Below are 25370 nucleotides of genomic sequence, written 5' to 3'. Positions count from 1 at the left end.
GGGGATGATGATGCTAGAGCGAAGTCCTATCTATTTACGCGAATTGAAGTTTACGGACTGGAATGATGTCCATGCGTATTGTTCACAGGAGCGGGTGTGTCGTTTTCAAGCTTGGGGTCCAAATACTGCTGATCAAACTCATTCATTTGTGAACCAAGCACTAGAAGACTCTCAAAAAGTTCCCAGAACTCGGTTCGCGCAAGCCATAGTTGCAGTAGGAACTGAACATTTGATCGGCATGATTGAATTAAACATTAGAAGCCATACGGACAGAAGCGGTGAAATCGGCTATATTGTCCATCCTGATGCCTGGGGACAGGGAGTCGCTACAGCAGCGGCCAAACGGATGTTAAAGTTCGGTTTTGAAGAACTGCAACTACATCGAATATACGCGACCTGTGACCCTAGGAATAGTGGATCATCCAAGGTGCTCACCAAGATAGGTATGACCTATGAAGGAAGATTAAGGGATGCTTTACTTATTAAAGATGGGTGGCGGGATTCTTTGATGTTCAGTATGTTGGAGCATGAGTGGACGGTAGCCCGCTAAAAATTAACTCTTGCTTCCCACTGGTAAGTTCACTAGAATATAAGTATTAGCTTATATACTTTCGAAAGGAGGAGAGAAGGAATGCAGACAATAACGGAAATTGCTGAAGACTTGAAGCTATTCGGAGATAAGACCCGATTGGCAATGCTTTCTCTTCTGAAAGAGCGGGAATGGTGCGTGTGTGAATTCGTTGATATCTTTGACATTTCCCAGCCGGCGATTAGCCAGCATTTACGGAAATTGAAAAGTAGAGGAATCGTTAGGGAAAGCAAGCGGGGACAGTGGGTACATTATTCGTTAAATGTCGAGGATAAACCACATCTTAAGGCTGTTCTTCAACAGATGCCTAGTACCAAATCGATATTGGCTGAACTGAATAAAGAGGCTAAAGAGCCATGCTGCGACTAAATTTCAGGTAAGGATTTTTTTGATTTAAATATAACCATATAGTTATATAATGATGTTGGATTGAAGTCACATGCTTATATAGGAGTGTTGAAAAAGATGTGGATTGGCAGTAAAAGGGGGATGGCACTTTGGCTATTGTAGCTATCCTTATATTTTTAGTAACTTTAATCCTTGTAATCTGGCAGCCCCGGAATTTATCGATTGGATGGTCAGCCTGCGGTGGCGCGATCATAGCTTTGCTAGCTGGGGTAGTCAGCTTTAATGATGTTCTGGATGTAACGCAGATCGTGTGGAATGCTACTTTAGCGTTTGTGGCTATTATTCTGATTTCTTTAATTCTGGATCGAATCGGATTTTTTGAATGGGCTGCTTTACATATGGCACGGGCTGCCCGCGGGAATGGCAGACGAATGTTTGTGTATGTCATTGTTCTTGGCGCGTTAGTGTCTGCATTTTTTGCGAATGATGGAGCGGCTCTGATTCTTACGCCTATTGTGCTTGCGATGGTAAGGGCGCTGCATTTTGATGAGAAAAAAGTATTTCCGTTTATTATCGCCAGCGGTTTTATTGCCGATACCACCTCACTGCCGCTCGTGGTCAGCAATCTGGTCAATATCGTATCGGCGGATTTTTTCGGGATTACGTTTATGGAGTATGCAGGCAAGATGATTATACCTACGCTGTTTTCACTTGTGGCGAGCATCGTGGTGCTCTATTTCTTTTTTCGCAAAAGTATTCCCAAGCACTTTAACGATTCACAGCTAAAAGATCCGCATGAGGCGATTAAAGACAAAAAAATGTTCCAGCTGTCATGGATTGTATTGGTTGTTCTTTTGGTAGGGTATTTTGTCAGCGAATTTTTGGGTATTCCGGTATCTGTGGTTGCGGGGATCATAGCTATTTTGTTCCTGCTTCTCGCGAGAAGAAGCCCTTACGTCAAGGTGAAAGAAGTGATTACAGGAGCGCCTTGGGCGATTGTGTTCTTTTCCATTGGAATGTATGTCGTAGTATATGGACTTCGAAATGTTGGGCTGACGGATTTACTTGCTAAGATGATTGGGTCTATTGCTGATCAGGGCTTATTTGCCGCAACGATGGGTATGGGCTTCATAGCTGCATTGATCTCATCGCTGATGAATAATCTGCCTACCGTTCTGATTGACGCGCTTGCCATTGATGCGACGCATACCACTGGAATCATTAGAGAGGCTTTAATATATGCGAATGTTATAGGTTCGGACTTAGGACCGAAGATCACTCCGATTGGCTCACTCGCCACACTGCTGTGGCTACATGTACTTTCGGCTAAAGGCGTGAAGATTTCTTGGGGAACGTATTTTAAGACAGGTATTATTTTAACCATTCCAACGTTATTTATTACGCTTTTAGGTCTTTATATGTGGTTGTTAATTAACTAATTTGAATAGGGGAAGATCAAGATGAACAAGAGAACGATTTATTTTTTATGTACAGGGAATTCCTGCAGAAGTCAGATGGCTGAAGGCTGGGCTAAGCAATATCTAGGAGAAGGATGGAGCGTGTACAGTGCCGGTATTGAAGCTCACGGTCTAAATCCAAAAGCTGTACAAGCCATGAGCGAAGTAGGTATAGATATCACGGGCCAGACCTCGGATATTATTGATGCTAATCTGCTGAACAACGCGGATCTGGTCATTACCTTATGTGGAGATGCTGCGGATAAATGTCCAATGACCCCTCCGAAGGTCAAACGGGAACACTGGGGCTTCGATGATCCGGCAAAAGCGCAAGGGACGGATGAAGAGAAGTGGGCAGTGTTCCAGCGTGTGCGTGACCAGATTGGAGATAGAATCAAACATTTTGCGGAGACTGGTGAATAAGCAAAGGGAGGAAGTAACCTATTCTTTTAACTTAGGGTATTTCACCACTGGCCATTTCACTTTCCGTAAGGCATCGGTCACTTCGGGTCCAACGTTCAAATTACTTTGAACCAATTCATGGGGAGTGAGAGCCATCCATTGGTTCAGAGAGACGTCGGCAAAACGATCACTTTTGAACATTTCGAGGAACCACAACGATTCTTCTCCTGTGTTCTGAATATAATGTCCAAATGCAAAAGGAACATACCCAACATCGCCAGCCCTGTAATTAAAGGTACGTGCCGCACCGTTTCCGGCAAACACAGTCATCCGTCCTTTTCCGGTAAGATAATATTGCCACTCATCGTTGTTGGGGTGCCAGTGGAGTTCTCTCATTCCTCCAGGTTCAATCTCTACCAGTGCAGCAGCCACGGTCTTGGAGATCGGAAAGTTGCTGGAATCAACGATTCTGACGCTCCCGCCAGGAGTCTTCAATGGAGGCTGTGCCAATAGCGAATGTTTGAAACTCTGTGGAATTTCTCCGTAAGGCGACTGCACCTTTTGTCTTTGTAATGAGCCGGGAACTTGATCCTGATAAATGTAAACCTGTTCAGTGGGGATGGAGTCAAAGGTCTCGGCAGGTATTCCAAAGTTAGCTGAAAGAACCTCTTTGGGCGTATGGGCGAACCAATCGGAAATAGACAAGGTATTCAGATCAGAGAAGCTTCCGTCGTCGAAGACAAGGAGAAATTCACAGCCTTCTTCAAGACCTTGTATAGAGTGAGGAATACCCGGCGGAAAATACCATAGATCACCAGGTCCTACATCTGCTATAAAGTTCCGCCCATTCTGGTCCACAGCAGTAATCCGAGCGCGGCCTAACAGCATATAAGACCATTCCGCTTGCTGATGCCAGTGAAGCTCTCGTACTCCACCGGGGGTCAGGCTCATATTCACACCTGCCAGTGTAGTTGCGATAGGGAGTTCTCTGACGGTTACTTCTCTGGACCAGCCACCATGATTAAGCTGCATATGCGCATCGGAGAAAGAAAATTTCAAATTGGGAACCAGGCCCGCATCAGTCACCGGAGGAACGAACATATCCGGATTCTCAAGATCCCGCATAACATCGCGGGGGCCTTTATCTAATCCCCCTGTGCCATCGCTTCGGATGGGCTGGGGGATGTTTGTTTTTTTTGCCGAATCCTGTCCAGCAGAAGTCATAAGCTGTTCTCCTTTCTTGTTCCTTAAGAGTTCAATGAAAATATATGCGGAATGCTGTCTTTTATGATGGATAGCAGAAGTGGTACAAGTTGACATGTGTAGGGTCATCATTGATTATTACTAATAGAGGCTAAGGTTCTAGATGAACTGGAGAGGGGTTTGTGATGATTCACATCAAGGAGTCCTTACAACGATTAGGGAAAATAAAAGCTTATGTAATAGGTCTTTTAGTGATTATGTTCGCCGCGGGATCTGCGGTTACACCTACATCGGTGTCAGCAGCTGTCCAGTTAGGGACACAGGTAATGCCACTGTCATACGGGGGATATTACGTGCTTTTTCCAGGTAAACTCGCCCCTTATTTCAAAGCAGGTAAATTAATGGTGCCGATTCGAGCCTTCTCCAATGCGATTGGCGCAGATTTGCTCTATGACGCTCTGAGCAAGAGTGTTACTGTTTCACTGTTGGACCGATCTGTAGGAAATATTAAAGCAGGGCAGCTAGAGGCAGATTTTAATGGGGAGACCGTAGAATCATTAGGCGTTGCTCCAGAGGTAAAGGATGGCACTCTGTTTGTTCCGGCTTCCCCTATTTTAGAAGGGCTTAAGTCTTTTCGCTGGGAAGTGCAATTTAATAATGTGAATAAATTAACCCTTGGCATTGGAGCCAGAAAAGGGGAGGAATGGGTGAAGCCTGAGGCAGATCTTGCCCTTGCTCCTTATCCACTCGAAACGACAGCACATCCGTATCCTTTATATCCTACTATGCTAACGCAGGCTCAATCCGGGAAAGAATATAGATTAACCTTAGGCGTGCAAAATACCTCCGGATTCATCATCCCTAAAGGAAACGCGGAATTAGAGCTGGTGAGTGTGGACAGTAAAGGAAATTCTTTTTATCAAACGTTGAAAGGACCTGATTCTTCAACCTCCAAGGCGGCATTATTATCATTTTCCGTTTCCATTCCAACAGAGGCTGAATACGTCATTTTCAGGTCACGCACATTGAGAGCGCAATAAGGCAATTACTATAGATTATTCAAACAAGCTAGACAGAGAGCGGGTAAAGAAACAGATGACAGGTAACAAAGAGCAGCAATATCGCTTCAGCGAAGCACCGATTTGGGAATTGCAACGAACATATTATGAAGAGCAGGGATTAAAGGCTTGGAATAATGATCAGGTCCCGCAGTACATCACGAGTAACCCTATGATTGCAACAGCATACGCAGAGATGATCTTTGGATTCCTGCAAGACCGGGCTGGACAAGGGCATCTCTCAGAGACCGTTACGATTCTAGAACTTGGAGCGGGAGCAGGCCGGTTAGCGTTCCATGTGCTTAAAAAGTTGTGTGAAATCGTAGACTACGCAGATATTCCTCTACCTCCTTTTCGTTATGTGATGAGCGATTTGCCTTCCAAAAATATATCCAGCTGGCAGCAGCACCCGAGCCTACTTCCTTACGTGAAGCAGGGTATTTTGGACTTCGCACGTTTTGATGCTGTGCAGGATGTAGAACTACATTTAGTACACGCTAAGCTCAGCATTCGGCCGGGTGATTTACAGCAGCCATTGGTGATTGTGGCAAATTATTTTTTTGACAGCATTCCGCAAGAATTAATTTATGTGGATGAAGGAAAAATATATGAATGTGAGGTTTCGATCCAGTATTCGGCGGAAGTTGATCCGGATAACCCCTCCGATGCGCTCGGCAAAATCATCCCGCAGTACCATTATCGGCGTGCGGCTAGTTATGAAGAGGAGACTTATCCCTATCATGACGTTATAGCGCTTTATCAGCAGAAGCTGGAGGATTCACATATACTCTTTCCGGTGGTGGGGCTCACTTGTCTGGAGCGGCTTGCGCGGCTCTCTACAGAGGGATTCGTGCTGCTTACAGCGGATAAGGGAGACCATCGCTTAGAGAACTGGGAATTTGCAGAACCTCCATTGCTGATTCATCACGGAAGCTTCTCTTTGACTGCGAATTATCATGCGATAGAACATGTGCTGAAACAAAAAGGGGCGCATTCAATATTCACCAGTCATTACTATAAAAACCTGAACATCGGCTGTATTCTTATGCTTCCAACTCCGTTGAGCTATACAAATACTCGGCTGGGTTACAAGCGGTTTATAGAACGTTTTGGTCCCGATGATTTCTTTAGTATGAAGGAATGGATGGATCAGCAATTAGATACGATGGGGCTGCAGCAAATTTTGGCCTTTTGGCGTTTGGGTGGGTATGATGCTGAATGGTTTATCCATAGTGCTGAACAGATTTCGGAGCTACTGCCCAGTGCCAGTGATGAAGAAATGCTGGATTTACAGCGAGGAATACAGTTGATGTGGACTGGCTATTATCCGTTGGAACAGAGTTATGACCTGTCGCTAGATGCTGGGTTACTGCTGTATGAAATGGATAAATTCGCGGAAGCATTGGTTTACTTAGAACGCTCTATGCATGCCAATACGGAAGAACCATTAGCATCAGTGCTTTATAGCATGGCAATTTGTAACTACGAGCTAGGAGCTGAAGCTGCTGCATTGGAATACGCGCGTAGAGCTTTGGCTGCAGAGCCTGACAATGAAGTAGTATTGGAGCTTCTAACGGCGCTGAGCGAGGAATAAGCACATTTACATAGGGTTATCTTTTTGGTATCCTATACAAAATAATCAAACGCGATGACGAGAAGAGTACATGAAATCATTCCTTCACAGAGAGCCCTGGATGATGAGAACAGGGTAAGGGGGATTTTATCGAAACAAGCCTCTGAGCGGCATATCGGAACCGGACTAAGGGGATGGTATGACGGGAGCTCCTGTTATAGAGCTAGAGTATAAGCACTGCGTAAAATGTTTTGCCGTACTTGATGAGATTAATATGGTGACATATTAATGAACCTGGGGTGGTACCGCGAGAATTTCGTCCCCAAGACCATAAGTCTTGGAGGTGAGGTTCTTTTTATTTTGCAGATTAAGCAGGCGGATATCACTTATAAACAGGAGGTAACACCAATGAACGAGGAACCGGAAGTATTAGCAGAGAGTTACATCGACAGATTGATTCAAGAAGAGCTGGGAGCAGGGACTTACAGTAGAGATATTTGCACGAGATTTCCACCTGAGCCTAACGGGTATCTGCATATTGGCAGTGCGTATGCTATTCACACGAACTATACGACTGCGAAAAAGTATGGCGGGAAGTTCCATTTGCGCTTTGATGACACCAATCCTTTAAAAGAGGATCTGGAGTATGTAAATGCCATCATCGAAGATATTCAATGGATGGGCTATCCACCGGACCATATTTTTTATGGATCAGATTATTCTGAGAAAATATACAATAGCGCAGTTACGTTAATCCGAAAAGGAAAGGCTTATGTCTGTGATTTATCACCTGAAGAGGTGACAGCCTATAGAGGGACGCTTACGGAGCCGGGAAAAAACAGCCCGTTCCGGGAGCGTTCTGTAGAAGAGAATTTGCGGTTATTTACGGAGATGAAAGCTGGAGATTATCCGACGGGAGCCAGAGTGTTGCGGGCTAAAATAGATATGAGCTCACCTAATATCAACTTACGTGATCCGGTGATTTACAGAATCATTCATGCGGAGCATTATAGAACGGGTAACGAATGGTGTATCTATCCGATGTATGATTTTGCCCATCCTATACAAGATGCTATCGAAGGGATTACGTATTCCTTATGCTCGATTGAATTTAAGGATCATCGGCCGCTCTATGAGTGGGTACTGAATGAGCTGGATACCCCTGAGGCTCCCAAGCAAAGAGAGTTTGGACGGGTGAACATCACCGGAGTTGTGACGAGTAAACGGTATATCAGACAGCTGGTTACAGGCCATTATGTGGACGGTTGGGATGACCCAAGACTTCCTACGCTTCGCGGTTTACGCAGAAGAGGTTTTACACCGGAGAGTATCCGGAATTTTGTGAAGGAAATTGGATTTGTCAGAAATAGCACCATTGTGGATATTGCCATGTTAGAGCATGCGCTTAGACAAGATTTGAAGGCAAAGGTTCCAAGTGTGATGGCTGTTCTTAAGCCTTTAAAAGTGGTCATTACTAATTATCCTGAGGATCATAATGAAGGGCTGACGATTGAGAATAACAGTGAAGATAAGTCACTTGGGGAAAGAGAGGTTCCTTTTTCACGAACCCTTTATATTGAACAAGAAGATTTCATGGAGGAGCCGCCAAAAGGTTATCACAGGCTGACTATGGGGAACGAGGTAAGGCTAAAGGGTGCTTATTTCATTAAATGCAACGAAGTAATCAAGGACGAAGTTACCGGAGAAATCCTAGAGCTTCGCTGCACCTATGATCCGAGAACGAAGAGCGGAAGCGGGTTTAATGAACGGAAGGTTAAGGCAACCATTCACTGGGTATCGGCAGATCATGCTATCAAAGCTGATGTTCATCTATATGAGCGGCTGCTGAAAGATAACGACGGTCCTAAAGAAGACGGTGAGCGCTGGGACGCGTATCTTAATCCGGATTCCTTGACGATCCTGAAGGATTGTTTGCTGGAGCCATCGATGGGCAACGCAATGCCAGAAGATAAATTTCAATTGATCCGGCATGGATTTTTCTGTGTGGATACGAAGTACACCACGGCAGATAAGCTGGTGCTGAATCGGATAGTACCGTTGAAGGACACATGGAAGAAAAATTCATAAGCAGCTTAAGCTAGGCGAAGATCGGGTAATTTCTGATCATCGTCTAGCTTTTTTTGTTATTGGTCATAAGTATTATAAGCAAATGAAAATTCCATATGAAACATATTTACATTTTTCAGAAATAAGCATATACTTTAAATATAAGTTGCACAGGGGAAACTTTCGTGTATATAGACAACTTTTTCAGGGCAAGAGGAGGAATTGAAATGCTCGAACAAACTTTAGTAGAACAACCACATATAAAACAACATAAGAACTCTGTTTCAGCACAAGCCGTACTTAACGGGGAGATCAAAGGGATTAAACGATTACTTCCTTTCCTAGGCCCAGCTTTTATCGCTGCAGTTGCTTATCTGGATCCGGGTAATTTTGCCACCAATATTACGGCAGGCTCCAAATATGGATATCTTTTATTGTGGGTGATCGTAGCCTCTAATCTAATGGCTGTACTAATCCAAGCGTTATCCGCCAAGCTGGGGATTGCGACAGGCAAGAACTTGCCTGAGATCGCTCATGATCGTTTTCCGAAGAGTGTATCTATCTTCTTATGGATTCAAAGTGAACTGGTGATTATAGCTACGGATCTGGCAGAGTTTATCGGGGCGGCATTAGGATTATATCTCTTATTTGATATTCCCATGCTGCCAGCAGCACTGATTACTGCGGTGGGCTCATTTGCTATCTTAGAGCTGCAACGCCGGGGATACCGCTCCCTAGAGGCAGGGATTGCCGCGATGATCCTTATAGTCGTATTAGCCTTCGCTTTTCAAGTTATTGTAGCTAAACCGGATATGGGAGCAGTTGCCGTAGGCATGTTTACACCTAAGTTTGAAGGGGTGGACAGCATCCTTTTGGCCGCAGGAATTCTAGGTGCAACCGTGATGCCACATGCGATTTACCTGCATTCATCACTTACACAGAACCGTATCGTCGGGGTGAATGAATCGGAGAAAAAACAGATTTTCAAATTGGAATTTATAGATATTATTATTGCGATGATTATCGCAGGTGCAGTAAATCTGGCTATGGTAATTGTCTCCGCGGCATTGTTTTTCAAAAATGGTCTCGTGGTTGAGGATCTGGATGTCGCGTTTCAGCAATTTGGTCACTTAGCTGGGCCAGTAACGGCGATCTCGTTTGGGCTGGGACTACTCATTGCGGGACTGTCGAGTTCCTCCGTAGGGACTATGGCTGGCGATGTGGTTATGCAAGGCTTCATCAACAAAAGAATTAACCTGTACTTGCGCCGTGCGATTACCATCATTCCCCCACTAGCGATCATTGGTTTTGGTGTGAATCCAACGAAGGCACTCGTAATAAGTCAAGTGATTTTGTCCTTTGGGATTGCGTTCGCGTTGATTCCACTGGTTGTGTTTACAAGCAACCGCCAGATTATGGGCGGGTTAGTGAACCGCAAAATGACAGCCACTCTGGGCTGGATTATCTCCGGTCTGGTTGTATCGTTGAACTTGTTCTTGGTCTATCAAATGCTCGTATAAGGAAGCAGTCAAAAGAGCCCGACCCACAAATCTCCTCAGATCATACCTGAGAGATACATGGGTCGGGCTTTTTTTTTGGAGGGTTGTTCCAGCCAGTTATTTAAAATAATCTGCTACGCCTTCGGCGATGGCTTTAGCCGCTTTTTTCTGATAGGAGGTCTTGCGGACAATGGACTCGTCTATAGGATTGGTAAGGAATCCAAGCTCGACCAAGGTAGCTGGAATCCGATTCTCCCTTAGGATGTGATAATCGCCAAAGGACAACCCGTTGCTCTTCAGACCGATGCCTTGCCCCAGCCGGGTTTCAATCGCCCGCGCGAGCTTCAAATCATCCGCTTCTGAATAAAAGAAGGTCAACGTTCCGGACACATTTTTAGGTGAAGAATTATAATGAACGCTTACAAAAGCGTCAGCACGCAGGGCTTGGCTCATCTGAACACGACGTGCTAACGTGGGCTTTTGATCGTCTCGGGTGCGAGTCATCTCTACCCGTGCTCCTTTAGCAACAAGAGCATCCCGGACATAAAGTGCAGTGTGCAGATTCAAATCCTTTTCCATGGTGTTATATGTAGTGCCGAGCATGCCCGGATCACTGCCGCCATGACCAGGATCGATGACGATCAGCTTTCCTCGTAGTCCGCCTTTATGCTGGACGGTGCTTATGCTGCTTGTACTGCTTGGTGTGCTTCCGCTTCGGATATATTGCTCTGCCACCCAACCAGTTTCACCGCTGGCTGTGCGAATTCGAGCCCAGCCGTTCTGATGAAGAAGGAGAGTGACTGTATCCTTGGCTTTTAAAGAACCGAGCACCTTATATTGTGTTCCTGGGCCACTTCGGATGCGTAGAGAATCAGCCGTGACTGTAGCCTTTGAAGTTCTACTAGAAGCATTGGCTGATGTTGACGAGGCAGTATTGGTTTTAGTAGCAATAGACGTTCCAGAAGCGCTGGATTGCAGGGAGTTGCTGTTCACCTTTTTTAGGTAATAACCCGCTACCCAGCCAGAGGTGCTCCCCGCCTTAACCTTTAACCATCCGTGCTGCTCATCAGTCACAGTAACCCGAGCCCCATTCTTAATTGATCCTACAACAGTTGCATTCTTAGCCGGTTCATCGCGTACATTTAAAGAACTCGCATATACCTGTGCGGTATAACTTCCTGCTGCTGTCTTTGCTTCAGCAGACTGTGGCGCTGCTATACCCAAAAGGCAAGCTGTGAGCAGGGTGACACCTATCATTTTGTTCATAGTATCCTCGCTTTTTGAGAGTAGTCGTAATTCCTTACCCAATTTACGAGGTTTAGAATAATATTTTTTGAGAATAAGGCCTCTTTTCTGGTGGTCTAAAGACTTGTATAATTATTACATATCGGGAAAGAGGATGAAGGAGCATTGCCGTGACTAAACCAAAGCTATTCATTGGATCTTCCAGGGAGTCTATACGTTATGCAAGAGCGATTCATGAGCAGCTGAAGAGGGATGCTGAAGTGCATCCTTGGTATGCCAACGCTTTTCGTGCGAATGAATACACCATGGAGGCGTTGGAGAGAAATTTGGATGAGAGCGATTTTGCCGTATTTGTGTTCTCGCCAGATGATGTCGCCAAAATCCGTGGTAAATATTATTATGTGACCCGCGATAATACGGGGTTTGAAATGGGTTTGTTTTGGGCTAGATTGCGGCGCAGCCGTGTTTTTTGTCTAGTACCTGATCAGGTAACTGCGCGTGATGATCTGATCCCTGGAGAAAATGTAGAAGAATATCATCTGCTATCTGATTTAGCAGGAATTACATCGTTAGAGTATGAAGTGCATCACGATAATCCTACGGCTGCTGTGGATGTGAGCTGTGGTAAGATTATTGATAGTATTCAAGAGCGTGGAAGATTCCGTGACCCGCTTAAAGATTTAGAGCAGCTAAAGATGGATTTAAGGCGCAAGGAAAGTATCCTTCATTTTTTTTGGCAATATAATAGTAATGTGACCATCTCCGAGAATGGAGAGAAGTATCACGCACTTAGTGAGGCGATACGCAATTCCTTTTTACCTCCGAAGCATTGTCGTGTAATCGGTGCAGCTATCTGGCAGGCACAAGCGAAGGAACAACTAGTTCAGGTGGGGGGGAATGTCGGACGCGGTCACTCCTATCCCTTGTCTGTAACGAAAGGGAATGAGAAGCAGCCTAGTGTGGTAGATGCATTTTTATCGAGTAAATGGACTTTTTTTCAACGCACGGAAGTTGCAGAGGTATATATCCTATGCTATCCTCTAGGTAAGAAGTATGTTCTTTCCGTTCATTTCTCAGGAAGTGATGGATTATCTGCAGATGATCTTAAGGCGGTAGTTGGGAATAATCAGGATTTATTCCGTACCATCAATCATTTAGTAGGAGAGGATTCAGCATGAAGAGAATAAAAGGTATTAACAGCTTATCTGATGCTGTTCTCCGATCTGCGAGTGGTGGGAGCAGGAGTGCAGGCGGCGATGACAAAAGCACCAAAAGAAAAGCAGGCTCGAGTCATTCTGCTCAGCAGCCAGCTTCAGCTCAGATTTATACTGCACCTTCTTTGGACGGCGGAGACGACGAGTATAAGAAGCTTATCAGCGGAAAAGTAGATAATAATAAACCATCCTTTGCGTGATTTTTTTATAAAAAGGGGGCCTCAGCCATTGGCTTGAGGGCCCCTTTTTGGTATTCCATTCTAACGGTTGTTCTTCTTGGCGATCTCACGCCGTACGACAGGTGCAACCTCTGTTGCCAAAAGCTCAATGGCTTTGGCTACCTTAGCGTAAGGAAGGCCGCCGATATCGAGCTGAGTCATAAAGCGGCTATGACCGAACAGCTCATGCTGATAGAGAATTTTTTCGATAATTTGCTGCGGGCTGCCCACAGCCATCGTGTTATCAGCAGATACATATTGCCCAAAGTCATCACGAGACACCTTGTACTCTTGACCCGGTTTTGGACTGATAGAGTTACGGTAACTATAGTAGTAAGGGTAATATTCGTCCAACGCCTGCTGTGAGGTTTCAGCAATGTAGCCGTGGCTAGTGATCGCAATCTTTAGATCCTCAGGTGCATGTCCTGCTTGAATTCCGGAACGCCGATAGGTTGCGGCAAGCTCTTGAAAAGGCTCTGGACTGCCGCTTAGGATGGCGATAGCCATTCCGGTCCCGAGCATCCCGGCCTTCTCCGCGCTTTCTGGAGAACCGCCTACACCAATCCAGAGTGGAAGATTCTCCTGTAATGGACGTGGAGCAATCTCCGAATCCTTCAGCGATGAACGGAAGGAGCCCTCCCAGTTCATAACTTCATGTTTGTTAAGCTCCAAGAGTAAATTGATATTCTCGGAGAATAGACGGTGATAATCTTCAAGCTCATACCCGAAGAGCGGAAAAGACTCCACAAAAGCACCACGCCCCGCAATAATCTCTGCACGTCCATTCGACAGCAAATCAAGTGTGGCGAAATCCTCGAACACCCGTACAGGATCAATGGTGCTTAATACGGTTGTTGCGCTCGTTAGTTTAATTCTGTTAGTAACCTGAGAAATGGCAGCCAGTACGACTGGCACCGAAGAAATTACAAAATCAAGACGATGATGCTCACCTACACCAAATACATCAAGTCCCGCCTCATCTGCCAGCTTAGCTGCAGCTACAACTTCGTCGAGACGTTGTTTTGGACTGATCTTCTTCCCTGTATGACAATCCGCTACGATGTCTCCTAAGGTATAGATACCAAATTCAAAATCGGATGCTGGTGCTGCGGTTGCTTCGTTACTCATGCTCACAAACCCCTTGTTATTCATATATTTGCTAAAGCCTGTCCGTGTATGGAGGAATGTGATTATTATAACACAATGACTTACAAAATGTAAGTTTGTGAGTAAATGTTTTGATTTATTCTGTTGTTTTTGACAAAATGGAATAATAATCCATAAGGGTTATATCCTGCTCGTCTGATGTTATTATATTTGATTTTAAGAATCTATCCAAATGAGGCAGTTACTTATATGAGGAGGAGTTTGGTGCCTGGGACATGACATGTATGTAGCCCAGACCGATGGGAAATTGGTTGCTATTGATCTAAACGGTATGATTATTGTGCAGAGTAAAGGGACGTTAACTGCTTTCAAGGAGCCTCAGGCTCTGAAAATGAAATAATCGAAGCCACAACGGCTCTCCGATAACCATCCGGCAGAGTCGTTTTTAGTGGAATGATTCCACAATCCCAGTGCGAAAAATACAAATCTATTTTATGATAATAAGGTTATATGATGAGTAGACTGTAAGTTAACCAAATTACATAGAAGGACCGAGGGATATTATGGAACAGCAAGCGGTTTGGGCGATAGGTACTTTTCTGCTGATTTATGGACTTATTATTTCCGAAAAGATTCACCGTACCATTCTGGCGATGTTAGGCGCTATCGTCATGATAGCGATGGGCATTGTGGATCAGGAGACGGCACTGCAGCACATCGATTTTAATACTATAGGATTGCTTGTAGGAATGATGATGATTGTAGGGATTACCGCAGAGACGGGGCTCTTTAAATACGCAGCTGTGAAATCAGCTAAGTTGGCGAAGGGGAAGCCGAAGAGAATACTGATTGCTTTGTTTGTGATTACCGCAGTGGCTTCAGCCTTTTTGGATAATGTGACGACAGTGCTGCTTATGGTGCCAGTCACCTTCAGTATTACAAGACAACTGCGCATACATCCGCTGCCTTTTTTAATGTCACAAATTATCGCATCTAATGTAGGCGGAACGGCAACCTTGATCGGAGACCCGCCTAATATCATGATTGGCAGTGCTGTTAAGGAGCTGACCTTCATGGCTTTTATTAGCAATCTGACACCCGTGATTATCATCATTGTTTTGGCGTATATCCCGCTGCTGTTATTGATGTTCGGTAAACAAATTAAAACCACACCTGAATTGCAGCAGAGCATCATGGACATGGATGAGAAGGTTATGATTACGGATCATAAGCTGCTGCGAAAATGTCTGATCGTACTGGCAATTACGATTGCCGGGTTCTTTTTACATCAGGCGTTACATTTGGAGTCCGCTACAGTTGCACTGGCCGGTGCATTTTTACTGCTGCTGCTGACCGGAGGGGAACATATGCTGGAAAAAGCTTTTCACAGCGTGGAGTGGATTACGATCTTCTTTTTTATCGGACTGTTCGTGTTGGTGTCAGGGCTTGTAGAGACAGGTGTGATTGCAGAGCTGGCAGCAAAAGCGATTGAAATAACGAATGGTGATGTGCTGATGAGCTCAATGATGATTTTATGGGTCAGCGCCATTACCTCAGCATTTCTGGATAACATTCCTTTTGTAGCAACTATGATCCCTCTGATTCAGGAGATGGGCAATATGGGGATCAGCAATTTGGAGCCGTTATGGTGGAGTTTGGCCTTAGGGGCTTGTCTGGGTGGCAATGGCACATTGATTGGTGCGAGTGCTAATTTGATCGTAGCGGGTTTGGCAGGTAAAGAGGGGTACCCGATTACGTTCATGAAGTATTTGAAGGTCGGTTTTCCTTTGATGCTGTTGTCCATTGTGATCTCCAGCGTGTATTTATATTTAAGATATCTGATGTAAGCAGCGTTATTAAGAGCCGGGGGAGCGATATGCTTGAAGTGATATTTTGAAACGGCAGGTAGAAGTTGTGGAGGAAGTAGAAGGAGTAGAGGAAGTAGAGGAAGTAGAGGGAGTAGAGGAAGTAGAGGAAGTAGAGGAAGTAGAGGAAGTAGAGGAAGTAGAGGAAGTAGTGGAAGAAGTGGAAGAAGTGGAAGAAGATGCAGGAGTATAAGTAACAAGTGGAGGCAAAATGCAGATGTTGAAGCGGTGAACATATGTTGAAGTGACGGTGGGAGCATATAAGTGTATTTTGTACAGTTATAACTCATCGAATAAATTGTCCCCAAAAAATAGCTGTATTCAGTACACTTATTTTCATGATTTCCTCAGCTAAAGGTGATTTTTCTGGATTTTAATTGTATAGAATACAGTTATATTCAGGACACCCCCTTTTTTATACGAAATAAGTGTACAGAATGCAACTAAATCAAAGATTTGATCTAGATTCGGCGATATAAAATATACGGGGGGATCCGGAGGAGTTATTCCGAGGTTTACCCAAAGTCGACTTAACGCTACGCAATGCAGATAATCAAGCAGGCAGTGATTCTCCAATATCTGGAGGCTCACTGCCTGCTTGTTTTTTACATTAGAAAGGGCTGCTTAAGGAGTATGACTTCCAAAATACTGGTAACTTCCTTTGGGATATTGATTCCACTCGCCCTCAAGTGAATACTGCTGTGATCCAGTGTATATACCAGATTTACGGACAATAGTTCCACCTGTGGAGAGGAATTGCTGATTAGAGGTAGGGTCACCGAGAACATCTACGATTTGGCCGTTTTTCTTCAGTACTAATGCTGTAATATTATATGTTTTTGGATTATATAGACTCAGCTCATCATTGTAATAGGAGATATTCATTAAATCAAATGCGTCCCCAAAAGTAGAATCTATAAACATATAAGGCATTGCTACAGATACAGGAAATAGTGGCCGGGAATAAACCTGTTTGGTTTGGGTGGCTTTCATAAATTGGTGGACTTCAAGGGTGTAACCTTCTGCTTTTCCTGCGGGATTACCATTTCCTTTATAGTACAGCTCAACTGCGATTCTGCCGTCACCGCCGTCCAGATACTCTGAGAAGAATAGCTCGGAGGTGCCCTGTGAAGCCACACTTATAGATAAAACAACCGCTTTGCCATCAGAACCTACTATCCATACCGTTCCTGGACTTGTAGGACCATTCCATATAGCTCCATTCAGAGTTGCAGGTGCGCTCAATGAACCTGTGCTGCTTTCTGTATACACTTTAAATTGACTCTGATTAGGAATCAGCTTGGAAATATCGAAGGAAATATTGGACACACCTTGCTTGGTGGTTATTGGCACAAAGCCGTTGTTTACAAGCTGGGCTGTAATCAAGGTGAAAGTTGAGGTGGTTGAACCTCCTTTATTATCCATTGCTGTGAGGGTCACTAAACCACTCGCTGAACTATTAGCTGCCGGAGTTACCGTTAGAGTGTTGCCATTAATACTAAGTGTACCAGCATTTACGTTATCTATAGAAGCTGAATAAGTAAGCATGTCATTGTCTGGATCTTGAAAAAGCTGGGCCAGATCAAATATACGTGGTGCCGTGATACCTGGTGTTAAGAGTTGAGTAGTGATTCCAGATATCGCAATTGGTGGCTGATTAGACGTTACAGTGAATACAAAAGTAGAAGTGTTAACGCCACCTTGGCCGTCCATTGCTGTTATTGTAATCATGGCCGTACCTGAATTGACCGGCACAAGGTTGAGATGATTCCCATTTACAGATACAGTGGCAACGCTAGCGTCAGAGGATGCAGCTGCGAATGTAAGCGGGTCGCCGTCCGGATCAATGAACACATTACTGATGTCGACGTTTTGGACACCGTTTGTGATCAGAGCAGATATTGGATCAATATTATTTTGCGCGACTGGTGCATGGTTCACCGGAGTCGGCGCCGGAGTAGGCTCAGGAGTCAGCACCGGAGTAGGACTAGGAGTCACTACCGGAGTAGGACTAGGAGTCGCTACGGGAGTAGGCTCAGGAGTCGCGACCGGAGTCGGACTAGGAGTGGCCACCGGAGTAGGCTCAGGAGTCGGCACCGGAGTAGGCTCAGGAGTCACTGCCGGAGTAGGGCTTGGAGTCGCGACTGGAGTAGGACTAGGAGTCACTGCCGGAGTAGGGCTCGGAGTAGGCGCCGGAGTAGGCTCAGGAGTCGCTACCGGAGTAGGACTAGGAGTCGGTGCCGGAGTAGGCTCAGGAGTCGGTGCCGGAGTAGGCTCAGGAGTCGGATCGCTCACGGCGTTAGCAGACGTGGACGAAGTATACACAGGAGCAACGGCTCCAGATGTATTTTGAACCGTTTGGATATTATTTTGAATGGCTGTGTAATTTGTTATGAAATGTGAAGGCAGACTGTTGCCAGGCAACTGCAGATTTTGAATAGACAAGGAGGGATCGATGGTGATCTTAGCGCCGCCTTCAACTATTTTTAAGGTTTGCAGGGAACCGCTACCATGAATAGTAATTGGAGTTATAGAATCCACAATGATCTGCCCAATTTGGTCCTGAAAAGTTATACTCGAAACGCCATTTTTAATCTTCAAATCACCGGTAACATTGCCTTTAATAACAACATCATTTCCAGAAATATTGAGCAAAGAACCGGAGGGTAAGCCGGAGGTATTTAGTTGAACCCCTTTTTGTACAATTTCAAGCTCTTGCAAACCATCTACATGACGATTCAAGGAATTGAACTTAAGGACAGCTCCTCTTAAAGCATCATGGTTGTTATCACCCATTAATTCTTTGAGTTTACCTTCAATGAGGTAAGGCGTGCCATTGATCGTTACGAAATCCCCATCTATACTGTCGATCGTTGCAGTTTGTTGTTCTTCTTTAAAAATATTCAGCAGAAAAGAAGCCATATCCTGCCGCTGAACAGTACCTTTGGGGCTGAACATATCTTCGGGAGAGTCTATAAGTTTAAGGCGTAATGCGACATCGGTATACTCTTTTGCCCAATTGCTAATTGTGGATTCGTCCTTAACCTTGTTGGCTTGTCCGCCTTGCGCTCCAGTTCCGCGGATGGCACGTACAAATATAACTGCAAGCTCTTCTCTAGTTACAGGTCTGGATGGATTAAAATTACCTGTAAGATCACCCTCCATAAATCCTGCCTTTTTAACAGCCTCAATAGCGGACACACTCCAACTGGAATCAGATACGTCTCTAAAGGAAGAAGCGGAGTTTACTGAGGAATCTAGCTTTAAGGTCTTCGCTAAAATGGCTGCCAGCTCTTGGCGAGTCATTGTCGCAGTGGGTCTGAATTGTCCGTTGGGATCGCCTTTAAGCAAGCCTAGACGAGCAGCCTCGAGGATTGCGGCACTTTTCGTCTGTTGTATTTCGGTTAAATCAGAGAACGGTGGAGTGATTTCAGCTGCAGATGCGTAGAGGGTACCACCGAACAAGGTGTTAAGGGCAACAAGTGTTGCTCCCCATTTTAATGATATGCTTTTCAAGCAAAAGCCCCTTCCTTAGAACCAATTTGTCATAAGCTTACTTCATTATATCGACGCAAAAGTTAGGTTTTTTAATACTTTCATCCTACTAAAAGTGATTTAATTCATTGCTTTTCTAACTTATGAACTAGAAATAACTCCACTTCTGTTCCATAAAAGGGCTTGTTTTTTGTTGACAGCTTATAAAATCGATGATATTTTAAATATTATAATTCCAATTGATTTACTTTGAATAATGATTGCCGACTGTTCCTACAGAGGTATTGCGAATGTAAAAACGCAATGCCTCTGTTTTTTTGTCCATACAGATTAAAGGAGGGGTCAAGGTGGGAGAAGCGTTGCTGTCTATTTCGAACCTAAATAAACGTTTTGAGTCTGCCGGTGGTCATGTTCAAGCACTCCATAATGTAGATCTCCATGTACAGGAGGGCGAATTTATTACAGTCATCGGCCCCAGCGGCTGTGGAAAAAGTACACTATTACGCATCGTAGCCGGTCTGGATAGCGGGTACACTGGCAGCGTCACCCTGGAAGGGGCGGAGATTGGGGGTCCTGGGATCGATAAGGGTTTTATTTTTCAGGAGCATCGCCTCTTTCCCTGGCTTACCGTTGAGAAGAATATTGCCTCTGATTTACCGCTAGGGAACAAGGAAGTCAGGCGGAAGGTCGATGAATTGATTGATCTGGTGAAGCTAAATGGATTTGAGAAATCTTATCCCCGCGAGTTGTCGGGAGGGATGGCCCAGCGGGTAGCAATAGCTCGTGCACTTCTGCGCAATCCAAAAATACTGCTGCTGGACGAACCGTTTGGTGCACTGGATGCATTCACTCGGGCCCATATGCAGACGGTATTGCTGGACATTTGGCGGGCTAACCAAACAACCATGATTTTTGTGACGCATGATATTGATGAGGCTGTGTTCTTGGGTAATCGGGTAGTGATTCTAGAGCCGCGTCCCGGGAAAATACGTAAAATTGTACCGATAGATTTACCGTATCCACGGAAAAAAACAACGACCTCCTTTCAAGAGCTGCGTTTGAAGGTGTTGAATTATTTTGAAAAGGTAGATGAGCTAGAGCTTACAGACGGAGCCGGAATATAAAATAGGTCGACCATACCCATGGAGACTTTCGAAGACATTACTATTCGAGGGTCTCTTTCTGTTTATTTAAAGTGATTGTAAAGCTGAAAAAAGGTGGGTTCAAAGTATGACAAATCGGGCTGTAGCCATAAGAACTTCCGGAAGACCCGGAAAGGTGGCAACACTAGGACTTGGTCTTTTGCTGCCGGGCAGTGTGCTGATTCTGTGGCAGACGCTCGGGCATTATGGAATGATCTCGGAGATGCTGTTCCCTACGCCGTATACGATTGCGGAATCTTTTGTAACTTTAGCGGCTTCAGGCGATTTGTGGCCGAACTTTAGGATCAGCTTGATCAGAGCTTTTTCTGGATTCCTGCTAGGTGGTGGACTGGGTCTGCTGTTAGGACTTCTCGTAGGTCTGTTCCGCAGATCGGAGAAGCTGTTAGATCCCTCCTTGCAAATGATCCGTATGATTCCCAGTCTGGCGGTAGTACCGCTGTTCATTTTATGGTTCGGGATCGGTGAGGAGTCGAAGGTGCTATTGATTGCTAAGGGAGCTTTTTTTCCACTTTATATTAATACGTTCATGGGAATTCGCGGCGTGGATAACAAGCTATTTGAAGTTTCCCGGGTACTTGGCTTCAGCCGGTTGAAGCAGATTGGCAGGTTAGTACTTCCAGCAGCGCTGCCGAACATTATTCTTGGAGTTCGTCTCTCTCTAGGGCTTTCTTGGCTGGGGTTAGTAGTGGCAGAGCTTATTGCATCTACCTCAGGCATTGGATACATGATGTCCGATGCGCGTCAATTCGCGGACACTCCAGTGGTGTTCGTGGGAATTATTATTTTTGCCGTAGCTGGATTGTTGAGTGATTCCATTGTCCGTTACATTGAACGACGGTTGTTGAGATGGCAAGACAGTTATCGCGGATAACCTTGAACGCTCATTAAACAAAAGGGGGATGCACCATGAGCGATGGAGTAGAAGCTATTATCAAAAATACTAAAAGAGCCAGAGAAACGCTGGATAGCAGCGGCACAGCTCCTTTATCCAAGAAGACACCGAAGAAACCCGCAATACAAGTTGCATGGAAACCCTTGCTCTCTGATTGGGGAATGGGTGCAATTATCCCGGTGGTGACGTTAGTCCTTTGGCAGCTGGCAGGGAGTACGGGGCTGGTCTCAGCAACCTTTTTGCCGACTCCGCTTTCGATTGCAAGAGCTTTTACCGACTTGTTGGTTACTGGAGAGTTAACTCATCATCTGGGTGTCAGCATGGGTAGGGCGGGCATCGGATTTCTTATTGGAGGTGTGTTGGGTCTTCTATTCGGCGTACTGACTGGCTTGTTCCGCAGTGTGGAATATGTACTCGATCCTAGCGTACAAGTGCTTAGGCTTGTTCCCCATTTGGCTATAGCACCGCTCATTATTCTCTGGTTCGGGTTTGGAGAGATATCTAAAGTTGTGATCATTATGACAGGCTCTTTTTTTCCGCTCTATATTAATACGTTTATGGGCATCCGCAATGTGGACAATAAATTGTTCGAAGTAGCTCGGGTATTAGGATTCAGTCCTTATCAGAAGCTGCGCAGGCTTATACTCCCGGCGGCGCTGCCCGGAATTTTGTTAGGGCTAAGGTTGTCGCTGGCTGTTGCTTGGATTGGTTTGGTTGTAGCAGAGCTTATTGGATCTCAGTCAGGTATTGGGTTTCTTATCAATGAGGCGAAGCAGAACTCTAATACGGAGGTTGTATTCGTAGGCATTATTATTTTCGCAATTGTCGGTAAGCTGATCGATTCCTTGTTCCGGATTATTGAACGAAAGTTCCTGTTCTGGCGCGATAGTTACGAAGGCTAAACAAACTGAGGAGGTCTTGAACATATGAGTGGATCGGTGAAAAAAGGATCGGTGAATTTGGTGGCAGACGTGCTCGTTATCGGAGGAGGTCCGGCAGGAACGTGGGCAGCCCTTACTGCATCGGCGAAGGGGGCCAAAGTAATCCTTGCAGATAAAGGGTACTGCGGTTCAAGTGGGGCAACGGCACCGTCGGGAACGGGGGTCTGGTATGTGAAACCGGATGAGAAGCTCCGGAAAGAGGCAAAAGCAAGTCGTTATGCGCTTGGCGGTCAGCTGGCTGAATCTCGCTGGGTGGACCGGGTGCTGGATCAAACCTATGCCAATATGAACAAGCTGGGTGTTTCCGGTTATCCATTCCCTGTAGATGAGCAGGGCAATCAATTCCGAAGAAGTCTGCAAGGACCGGAATATATGAAATTAATGCGTAGGCTGGTGAAAAAGGCAGGCGTTAAAATTCTAGATCACAGCCCAGCTTTGGAACTCCTGGCGGATGAGCATGGCGTAGCTGGAGCGGCTGGAGTTCATACCCAGAGTGGAGAAACCTGGACTGTTCAGGCAGGAGCAGTCGTCATTGCTACCGGAGGCTGCGCCTTCCTAAGCAAGGCACTTGGCTGCAACGTGTTGACCGGAGATGGCTATCTCTTCGCTGCTGAGGCTGGGGCGAATCTGTCCGGCATGGAATTCTCCAATGCCTATGCGATCTGCCCTACGTTCTCTTCGGTGACCAAGACGGCGTATTACAGCTATGCCAGCTTTTATTATGAGGATGGAAGCATTGTGGAGGGAGCCGGTTCCAAGAAAGGCCGTTCTGTAATTGCCCGGAATCTGTTGGCAGGTAACCAGGTGTACGCCAAGCTGGATGGGGCACCAGAGGATTTAAGACCGCTGCTGCGGGTGGCGCAGACGAACTTTTTCCTTCCTTTTGACCGCCAGGGAATTGATCCGTTCAAGGATGCGTTTCCGGTTACTTTGCGGCTCGAAGGCACGGTTCGGGGGACGGGTGGCATCCATATTACAGATGAAAGCTGCGGCACAGGTGTTCCCGGACTTTACGCGGCAGGAGATGCTGCTACCCGCGAGCTGATTTGCGGAGGTTTTACTGGCGGAGGCAGCCATAATGCGGCGTGGGCGATGTCTTCAGGTTCTTTTGCTGGTGAAGGAGCTGCTGTCTATGCACAGAGTCTGGGGTCGCACGCTGCGCAGCGTAGTCCAGTCGGCTTATCATCATCACCACTGGTGCATCAGGAAGTGAAGCCGGGAGTGGCGGCCCAAACGGCAGAGTATGTGTCTGCTGTACAGGCTGAGGTGAAGCCGTATGACATCAATTTGTTCCGGACAGAACAAGGGCTGACTTCTGCACTAGATCGTCTCGATGGGTTGTGGAAAGAGCAACGAAGCCGCGAAATTCAACGCACGCCAGAAGGGGTCAAGGCACGTGAAGCCGAAGCCATGACCGCAACAGCCCGCTGGATGTACAATTCTGCACTTGCTCGTACAGAGTCGAGAGGCATGCATAAGCGTGAGGATTTCAAGGCTACAGATCATGGCCAGCATCATCGTTTGATCAGCGGCGGATTAGATCAGGTATGGGTGAAGACGGAAGCCGTGGCTAAGGAGGGTGTTCTATCGTGATTGAGGTGATCAGCGCTGCCAGATGTGTAGAGTGCAACCAATGTGTATCTGTCTGCCCGACTAATGTTTTCGAACGGGTAGAGGATGGCATTCCTGTTATTGCCCGGCAGAGCGATTGCCAGACTTGCTTTATGTGTGAGCTGTATTGTCCTGTCGATGCTCTCTACGTTGCACCAGACTCAGAGAATATTATTGGTGTGACAGAAGCGGAACTTCAGGAGCAGGGACTCCTTGGCGGTTATCGTGAAAAAGTAGGCTGGGGTAAGGGCAGGCAGCCGGTGGCAAGCCATGACTTTATGTATAAATTGGCGTCGAGGGCAGGGTTCTGAGCTTGATTAAGATTTAAATAAATAGCATAAACCTAGGGGGAGAAACAATGAAACAAGCGTACAGAGAGATTCAAGGGAAACGTTCAAGGAAGATTCGGTTTGCACTTTTAACTACAATTATGATGGCCATGCTGGTGCTTCAGGCTTGCGGAAATAATACGGGCGGCAATGGAGCATCTGCCTCCGGGGGATCAAATACGGAGAAGGCGGGAGAAGAGGCCACGAGCAATGTTCCAGCGGTATTGAACTTTGGGTTTATCGGTTCCAACAAATTGAATGTGCCTGGCGGCGCAGAGGGTTGGGGCTTTTATAAAGGGATTATTCAAGAAGAGTTGAAGAAATACGGCATTACTGAAGTGAAGCTTACTGGCTTTCCAAACGGTCCGGATCAGACAGAATCCTTGATTAGTGGTCGGCTGGATATCGGCAGCCTTGGAGATACACCTGCTATTATTGCCTACGCTTCTGGAGCCAAGACCCGTCTGATTTCACAATCTTCCGCGAACACGATCGGTTATTTGATCGGCAAGAAGGATGGGCCCAAGACGGTGAAAGATTTGCAAGGTAAGACTATCGCAATTCAAAAGGGCTCCTTCATGCACCGCTATGTTGTTGGATTACTACAGGAAGAAGGAGTAACCGACTACAAACTCGTGCATATGCTCATTCCTGATGCTACCGCAGCTTTAGCCCGTGGAGATGTAGATGCTACAACAAATCTAGGCGTTCCTGCGCTGAAGCTGATTGACCAAGGCTACACTCACTTGGATGATGCCTCGAAGCACCCGAACCTGCTTGGTTCTAGCGCAACAGTTGTGTCTGAGGATTATCTGGCGAAATTCCCTGATTTTCCGAAGGCATGGAACGAAGCTAGAGAGAAGGCCTTGGCAGACTTGAAGCAGCATGAGGATGAGTATTATCAATTTCTGGCTGAAATCGGAGATACAACGCCTGAGCTGGCGAAGCAAGTGAATCCGATTAGTGATATCAAGGATACTGCGTTCACTGATGAAGGAATAAAGCTGCTGGAAGGTACCAAAAACTTCCTCGTCGAAGAGAAGTTAGCGAAAAAAGACTTCAATATTAGCGATTGGCAGTTGAAATAAAGTTGC

General features: G+C 45.8%; 22 protein-coding genes and 1 other annotated feature. Of the genes, 18 read left to right on the top strand and 4 right to left on the bottom strand.

Features of this window, described 5'->3' with window-relative positions:
- The first annotated feature begins 4 nt into the window (after positions 1-4).
- The 4 genes from MKZ16_RS28640 (at position 5) to arsC (ending at position 2817) form a co-directional block, all read left to right on the top strand.
- Complete coding sequence (locus MKZ16_RS28640; RefSeq protein ID WP_305953525.1) at positions 5-550, top strand: GNAT family protein; 546 nt, start codon at positions 5-7, stop codon at positions 548-550.
- Positions 551-631: 81 nt separating this feature from the next.
- Positions 632-958, top strand: a complete 327-nt coding sequence (locus MKZ16_RS28635; RefSeq protein ID WP_076099962.1) for a metalloregulator ArsR/SmtB family transcription factor — start codon at positions 632-634, stop codon at positions 956-958.
- A gap of 128 nt (positions 959-1086) precedes the next feature.
- Complete coding sequence (locus MKZ16_RS28630; protein WP_036680316.1) at positions 1087-2376, top strand: arsenic transporter; 1290 nt, start codon at positions 1087-1089, stop codon at positions 2374-2376.
- Between the two features lie 21 nt (positions 2377-2397).
- Positions 2398-2817, top strand: a complete 420-nt coding sequence (arsC, locus tag MKZ16_RS28625; protein ID WP_076104175.1) for an arsenate reductase (thioredoxin) — start codon at positions 2398-2400, stop codon at positions 2815-2817.
- An 18-nt stretch (positions 2818-2835) separates the two neighbouring features.
- Here the strand turns inward: arsC and MKZ16_RS28620 are convergent, their stop codons facing one another.
- Complete coding sequence (locus MKZ16_RS28620; RefSeq protein ID WP_076104176.1) at positions 2836-4020, bottom strand: oxalate decarboxylase family bicupin; 1185 nt, start codon at positions 4018-4020, stop codon at positions 2836-2838.
- Between the two features lie 164 nt (positions 4021-4184).
- On the opposite strand from MKZ16_RS28620, the gene MKZ16_RS28615 reads away from it, so the two are divergent.
- The 4 genes from MKZ16_RS28615 (at position 4185) to MKZ16_RS28600 (ending at position 10217) form a co-directional block, all read left to right on the top strand.
- Complete coding sequence (locus MKZ16_RS28615) at positions 4185-5039, top strand: copper amine oxidase N-terminal domain-containing protein (RefSeq protein WP_076099958.1); 855 nt, start codon at positions 4185-4187, stop codon at positions 5037-5039.
- A gap of 55 nt (positions 5040-5094) precedes the next feature.
- Positions 5095-6651 carry an SAM-dependent methyltransferase gene (locus MKZ16_RS28610; RefSeq protein ID WP_076104177.1) on the top strand — a complete coding sequence of 519 codons (1557 nt, stop codon included), beginning with the start codon at positions 5095-5097 and terminating at the stop codon, positions 6649-6651.
- Positions 6652-6696: 45 nt separating this feature from the next.
- Positions 6697-6957: a binding site (T-box leader), on the top strand.
- 81 nt (positions 6958-7038) lie between these two features.
- On the top strand, positions 7039-8718 hold the full coding sequence (locus MKZ16_RS28605; RefSeq protein ID WP_076104203.1) for a glutamine--tRNA ligase/YqeY domain fusion protein: 1680 nt from the start codon (positions 7039-7041) through the stop codon (positions 8716-8718).
- Positions 8719-8924: 206 nt separating this feature from the next.
- Positions 8925-10217 (top strand): Nramp family divalent metal transporter, encoded by a 1293-nt coding sequence (locus tag MKZ16_RS28600; protein ID WP_076104178.1) that lies wholly within the window; start codon positions 8925-8927, stop codon positions 10215-10217.
- A gap of 96 nt (positions 10218-10313) precedes the next feature.
- Here MKZ16_RS28600 and MKZ16_RS28595 read toward each other — a convergent pair whose 3' ends face one another.
- Positions 10314-11462 (bottom strand): N-acetylmuramoyl-L-alanine amidase, encoded by a 1149-nt coding sequence (locus MKZ16_RS28595; RefSeq protein WP_076104179.1) that lies wholly within the window; start codon positions 11460-11462, stop codon positions 10314-10316.
- A gap of 149 nt (positions 11463-11611) precedes the next feature.
- On the opposite strand from MKZ16_RS28595, the gene MKZ16_RS28590 reads away from it, so the two are divergent.
- A complete protein-coding gene (locus MKZ16_RS28590) occupies positions 11612-12619 on the top strand; it encodes a TIR domain-containing protein (protein ID WP_170914300.1) in 1008 nt (335 codons plus the stop codon).
- Positions 12616-12855, top strand: a complete 240-nt coding sequence (locus tag MKZ16_RS28585; RefSeq protein WP_036680302.1) for a hypothetical protein — start codon at positions 12616-12618, stop codon at positions 12853-12855. The genes MKZ16_RS28590 and MKZ16_RS28585 overlap by 4 nt, the downstream gene beginning before the upstream one ends.
- Before the next feature lie 60 nt (positions 12856-12915).
- Here the strand turns inward: MKZ16_RS28585 and MKZ16_RS28580 are convergent, their stop codons facing one another.
- A complete protein-coding gene (locus MKZ16_RS28580; protein WP_076104180.1) occupies positions 12916-14001 on the bottom strand; it encodes an LLM class flavin-dependent oxidoreductase in 1086 nt (361 codons plus the stop codon).
- 542 nt (positions 14002-14543) lie between these two features.
- Here MKZ16_RS28580 and MKZ16_RS28575 point away from each other — a divergent pair.
- Positions 14544-15827 carry an ArsB/NhaD family transporter gene (locus MKZ16_RS28575; RefSeq protein WP_076104181.1) on the top strand — a complete coding sequence of 428 codons (1284 nt, stop codon included), beginning with the start codon at positions 14544-14546 and terminating at the stop codon, positions 15825-15827.
- Positions 15828-15873: 46 nt separating this feature from the next.
- Positions 15874-16038 (top strand): hypothetical protein, encoded by a 165-nt coding sequence (locus MKZ16_RS28570; RefSeq protein ID WP_339815045.1) that lies wholly within the window; start codon positions 15874-15876, stop codon positions 16036-16038.
- 431 nt (positions 16039-16469) lie between these two features.
- Here the strand turns inward: MKZ16_RS28570 and MKZ16_RS28565 are convergent, their stop codons facing one another.
- Positions 16470-19361 (bottom strand): S-layer homology domain-containing protein, encoded by a 2892-nt coding sequence (locus MKZ16_RS28565; protein WP_179089991.1) that lies wholly within the window; start codon positions 19359-19361, stop codon positions 16470-16472.
- A gap of 326 nt (positions 19362-19687) precedes the next feature.
- On the opposite strand from MKZ16_RS28565, the gene MKZ16_RS28560 reads away from it, so the two are divergent.
- From MKZ16_RS28560 to MKZ16_RS28535, 6 genes are all read left to right on the top strand, one after another.
- On the top strand, positions 19688-20464 hold the full coding sequence (locus tag MKZ16_RS28560) for an ABC transporter ATP-binding protein (RefSeq protein WP_036680296.1): 777 nt from the start codon (positions 19688-19690) through the stop codon (positions 20462-20464).
- Between the two features lie 106 nt (positions 20465-20570).
- Positions 20571-21374 (top strand): ABC transporter permease, encoded by an 804-nt coding sequence (locus tag MKZ16_RS28555; RefSeq protein WP_036680294.1) that lies wholly within the window; start codon positions 20571-20573, stop codon positions 21372-21374.
- 35 nt (positions 21375-21409) lie between these two features.
- The gene (locus MKZ16_RS28550; RefSeq protein ID WP_036680293.1) at positions 21410-22297 is read left to right on the top strand and encodes an ABC transporter permease; all 888 of its coding nucleotides are present in this window, start codon (positions 21410-21412) and stop codon (positions 22295-22297) included.
- Between the two features lie 24 nt (positions 22298-22321).
- Positions 22322-23929: an FAD-binding protein gene (locus tag MKZ16_RS28545; RefSeq protein WP_076104182.1), complete on the top strand. Its 1608-nt coding sequence runs from the start codon at positions 22322-22324 to the stop codon at positions 23927-23929.
- Positions 23926-24258, top strand: coding sequence for a ferredoxin family protein (locus MKZ16_RS28540; protein WP_036680289.1), 333 nt, complete (start codon positions 23926-23928; stop codon positions 24256-24258). Before MKZ16_RS28545 ends, MKZ16_RS28540 begins: the two co-directional genes overlap by 4 nt.
- A gap of 47 nt (positions 24259-24305) precedes the next feature.
- Positions 24306-25364 (top strand): ABC transporter substrate-binding protein, encoded by a 1059-nt coding sequence (locus MKZ16_RS28535; protein WP_076104183.1) that lies wholly within the window; start codon positions 24306-24308, stop codon positions 25362-25364.
- The last annotated feature ends 6 nt before the right edge of the window (positions 25365-25370 follow it).

The organism is Paenibacillus sp. FSL R5-0928 (genome assembly GCF_037970385.1).
Taxonomy (GTDB): domain Bacteria; phylum Bacillota; class Bacilli; order Paenibacillales; family Paenibacillaceae; genus Paenibacillus_AQ; species Paenibacillus_AQ odorifer.
Note: the sequence above shows the minus strand (reverse complement) of the source record. Positions and strands in the feature narration are given on the sequence as shown.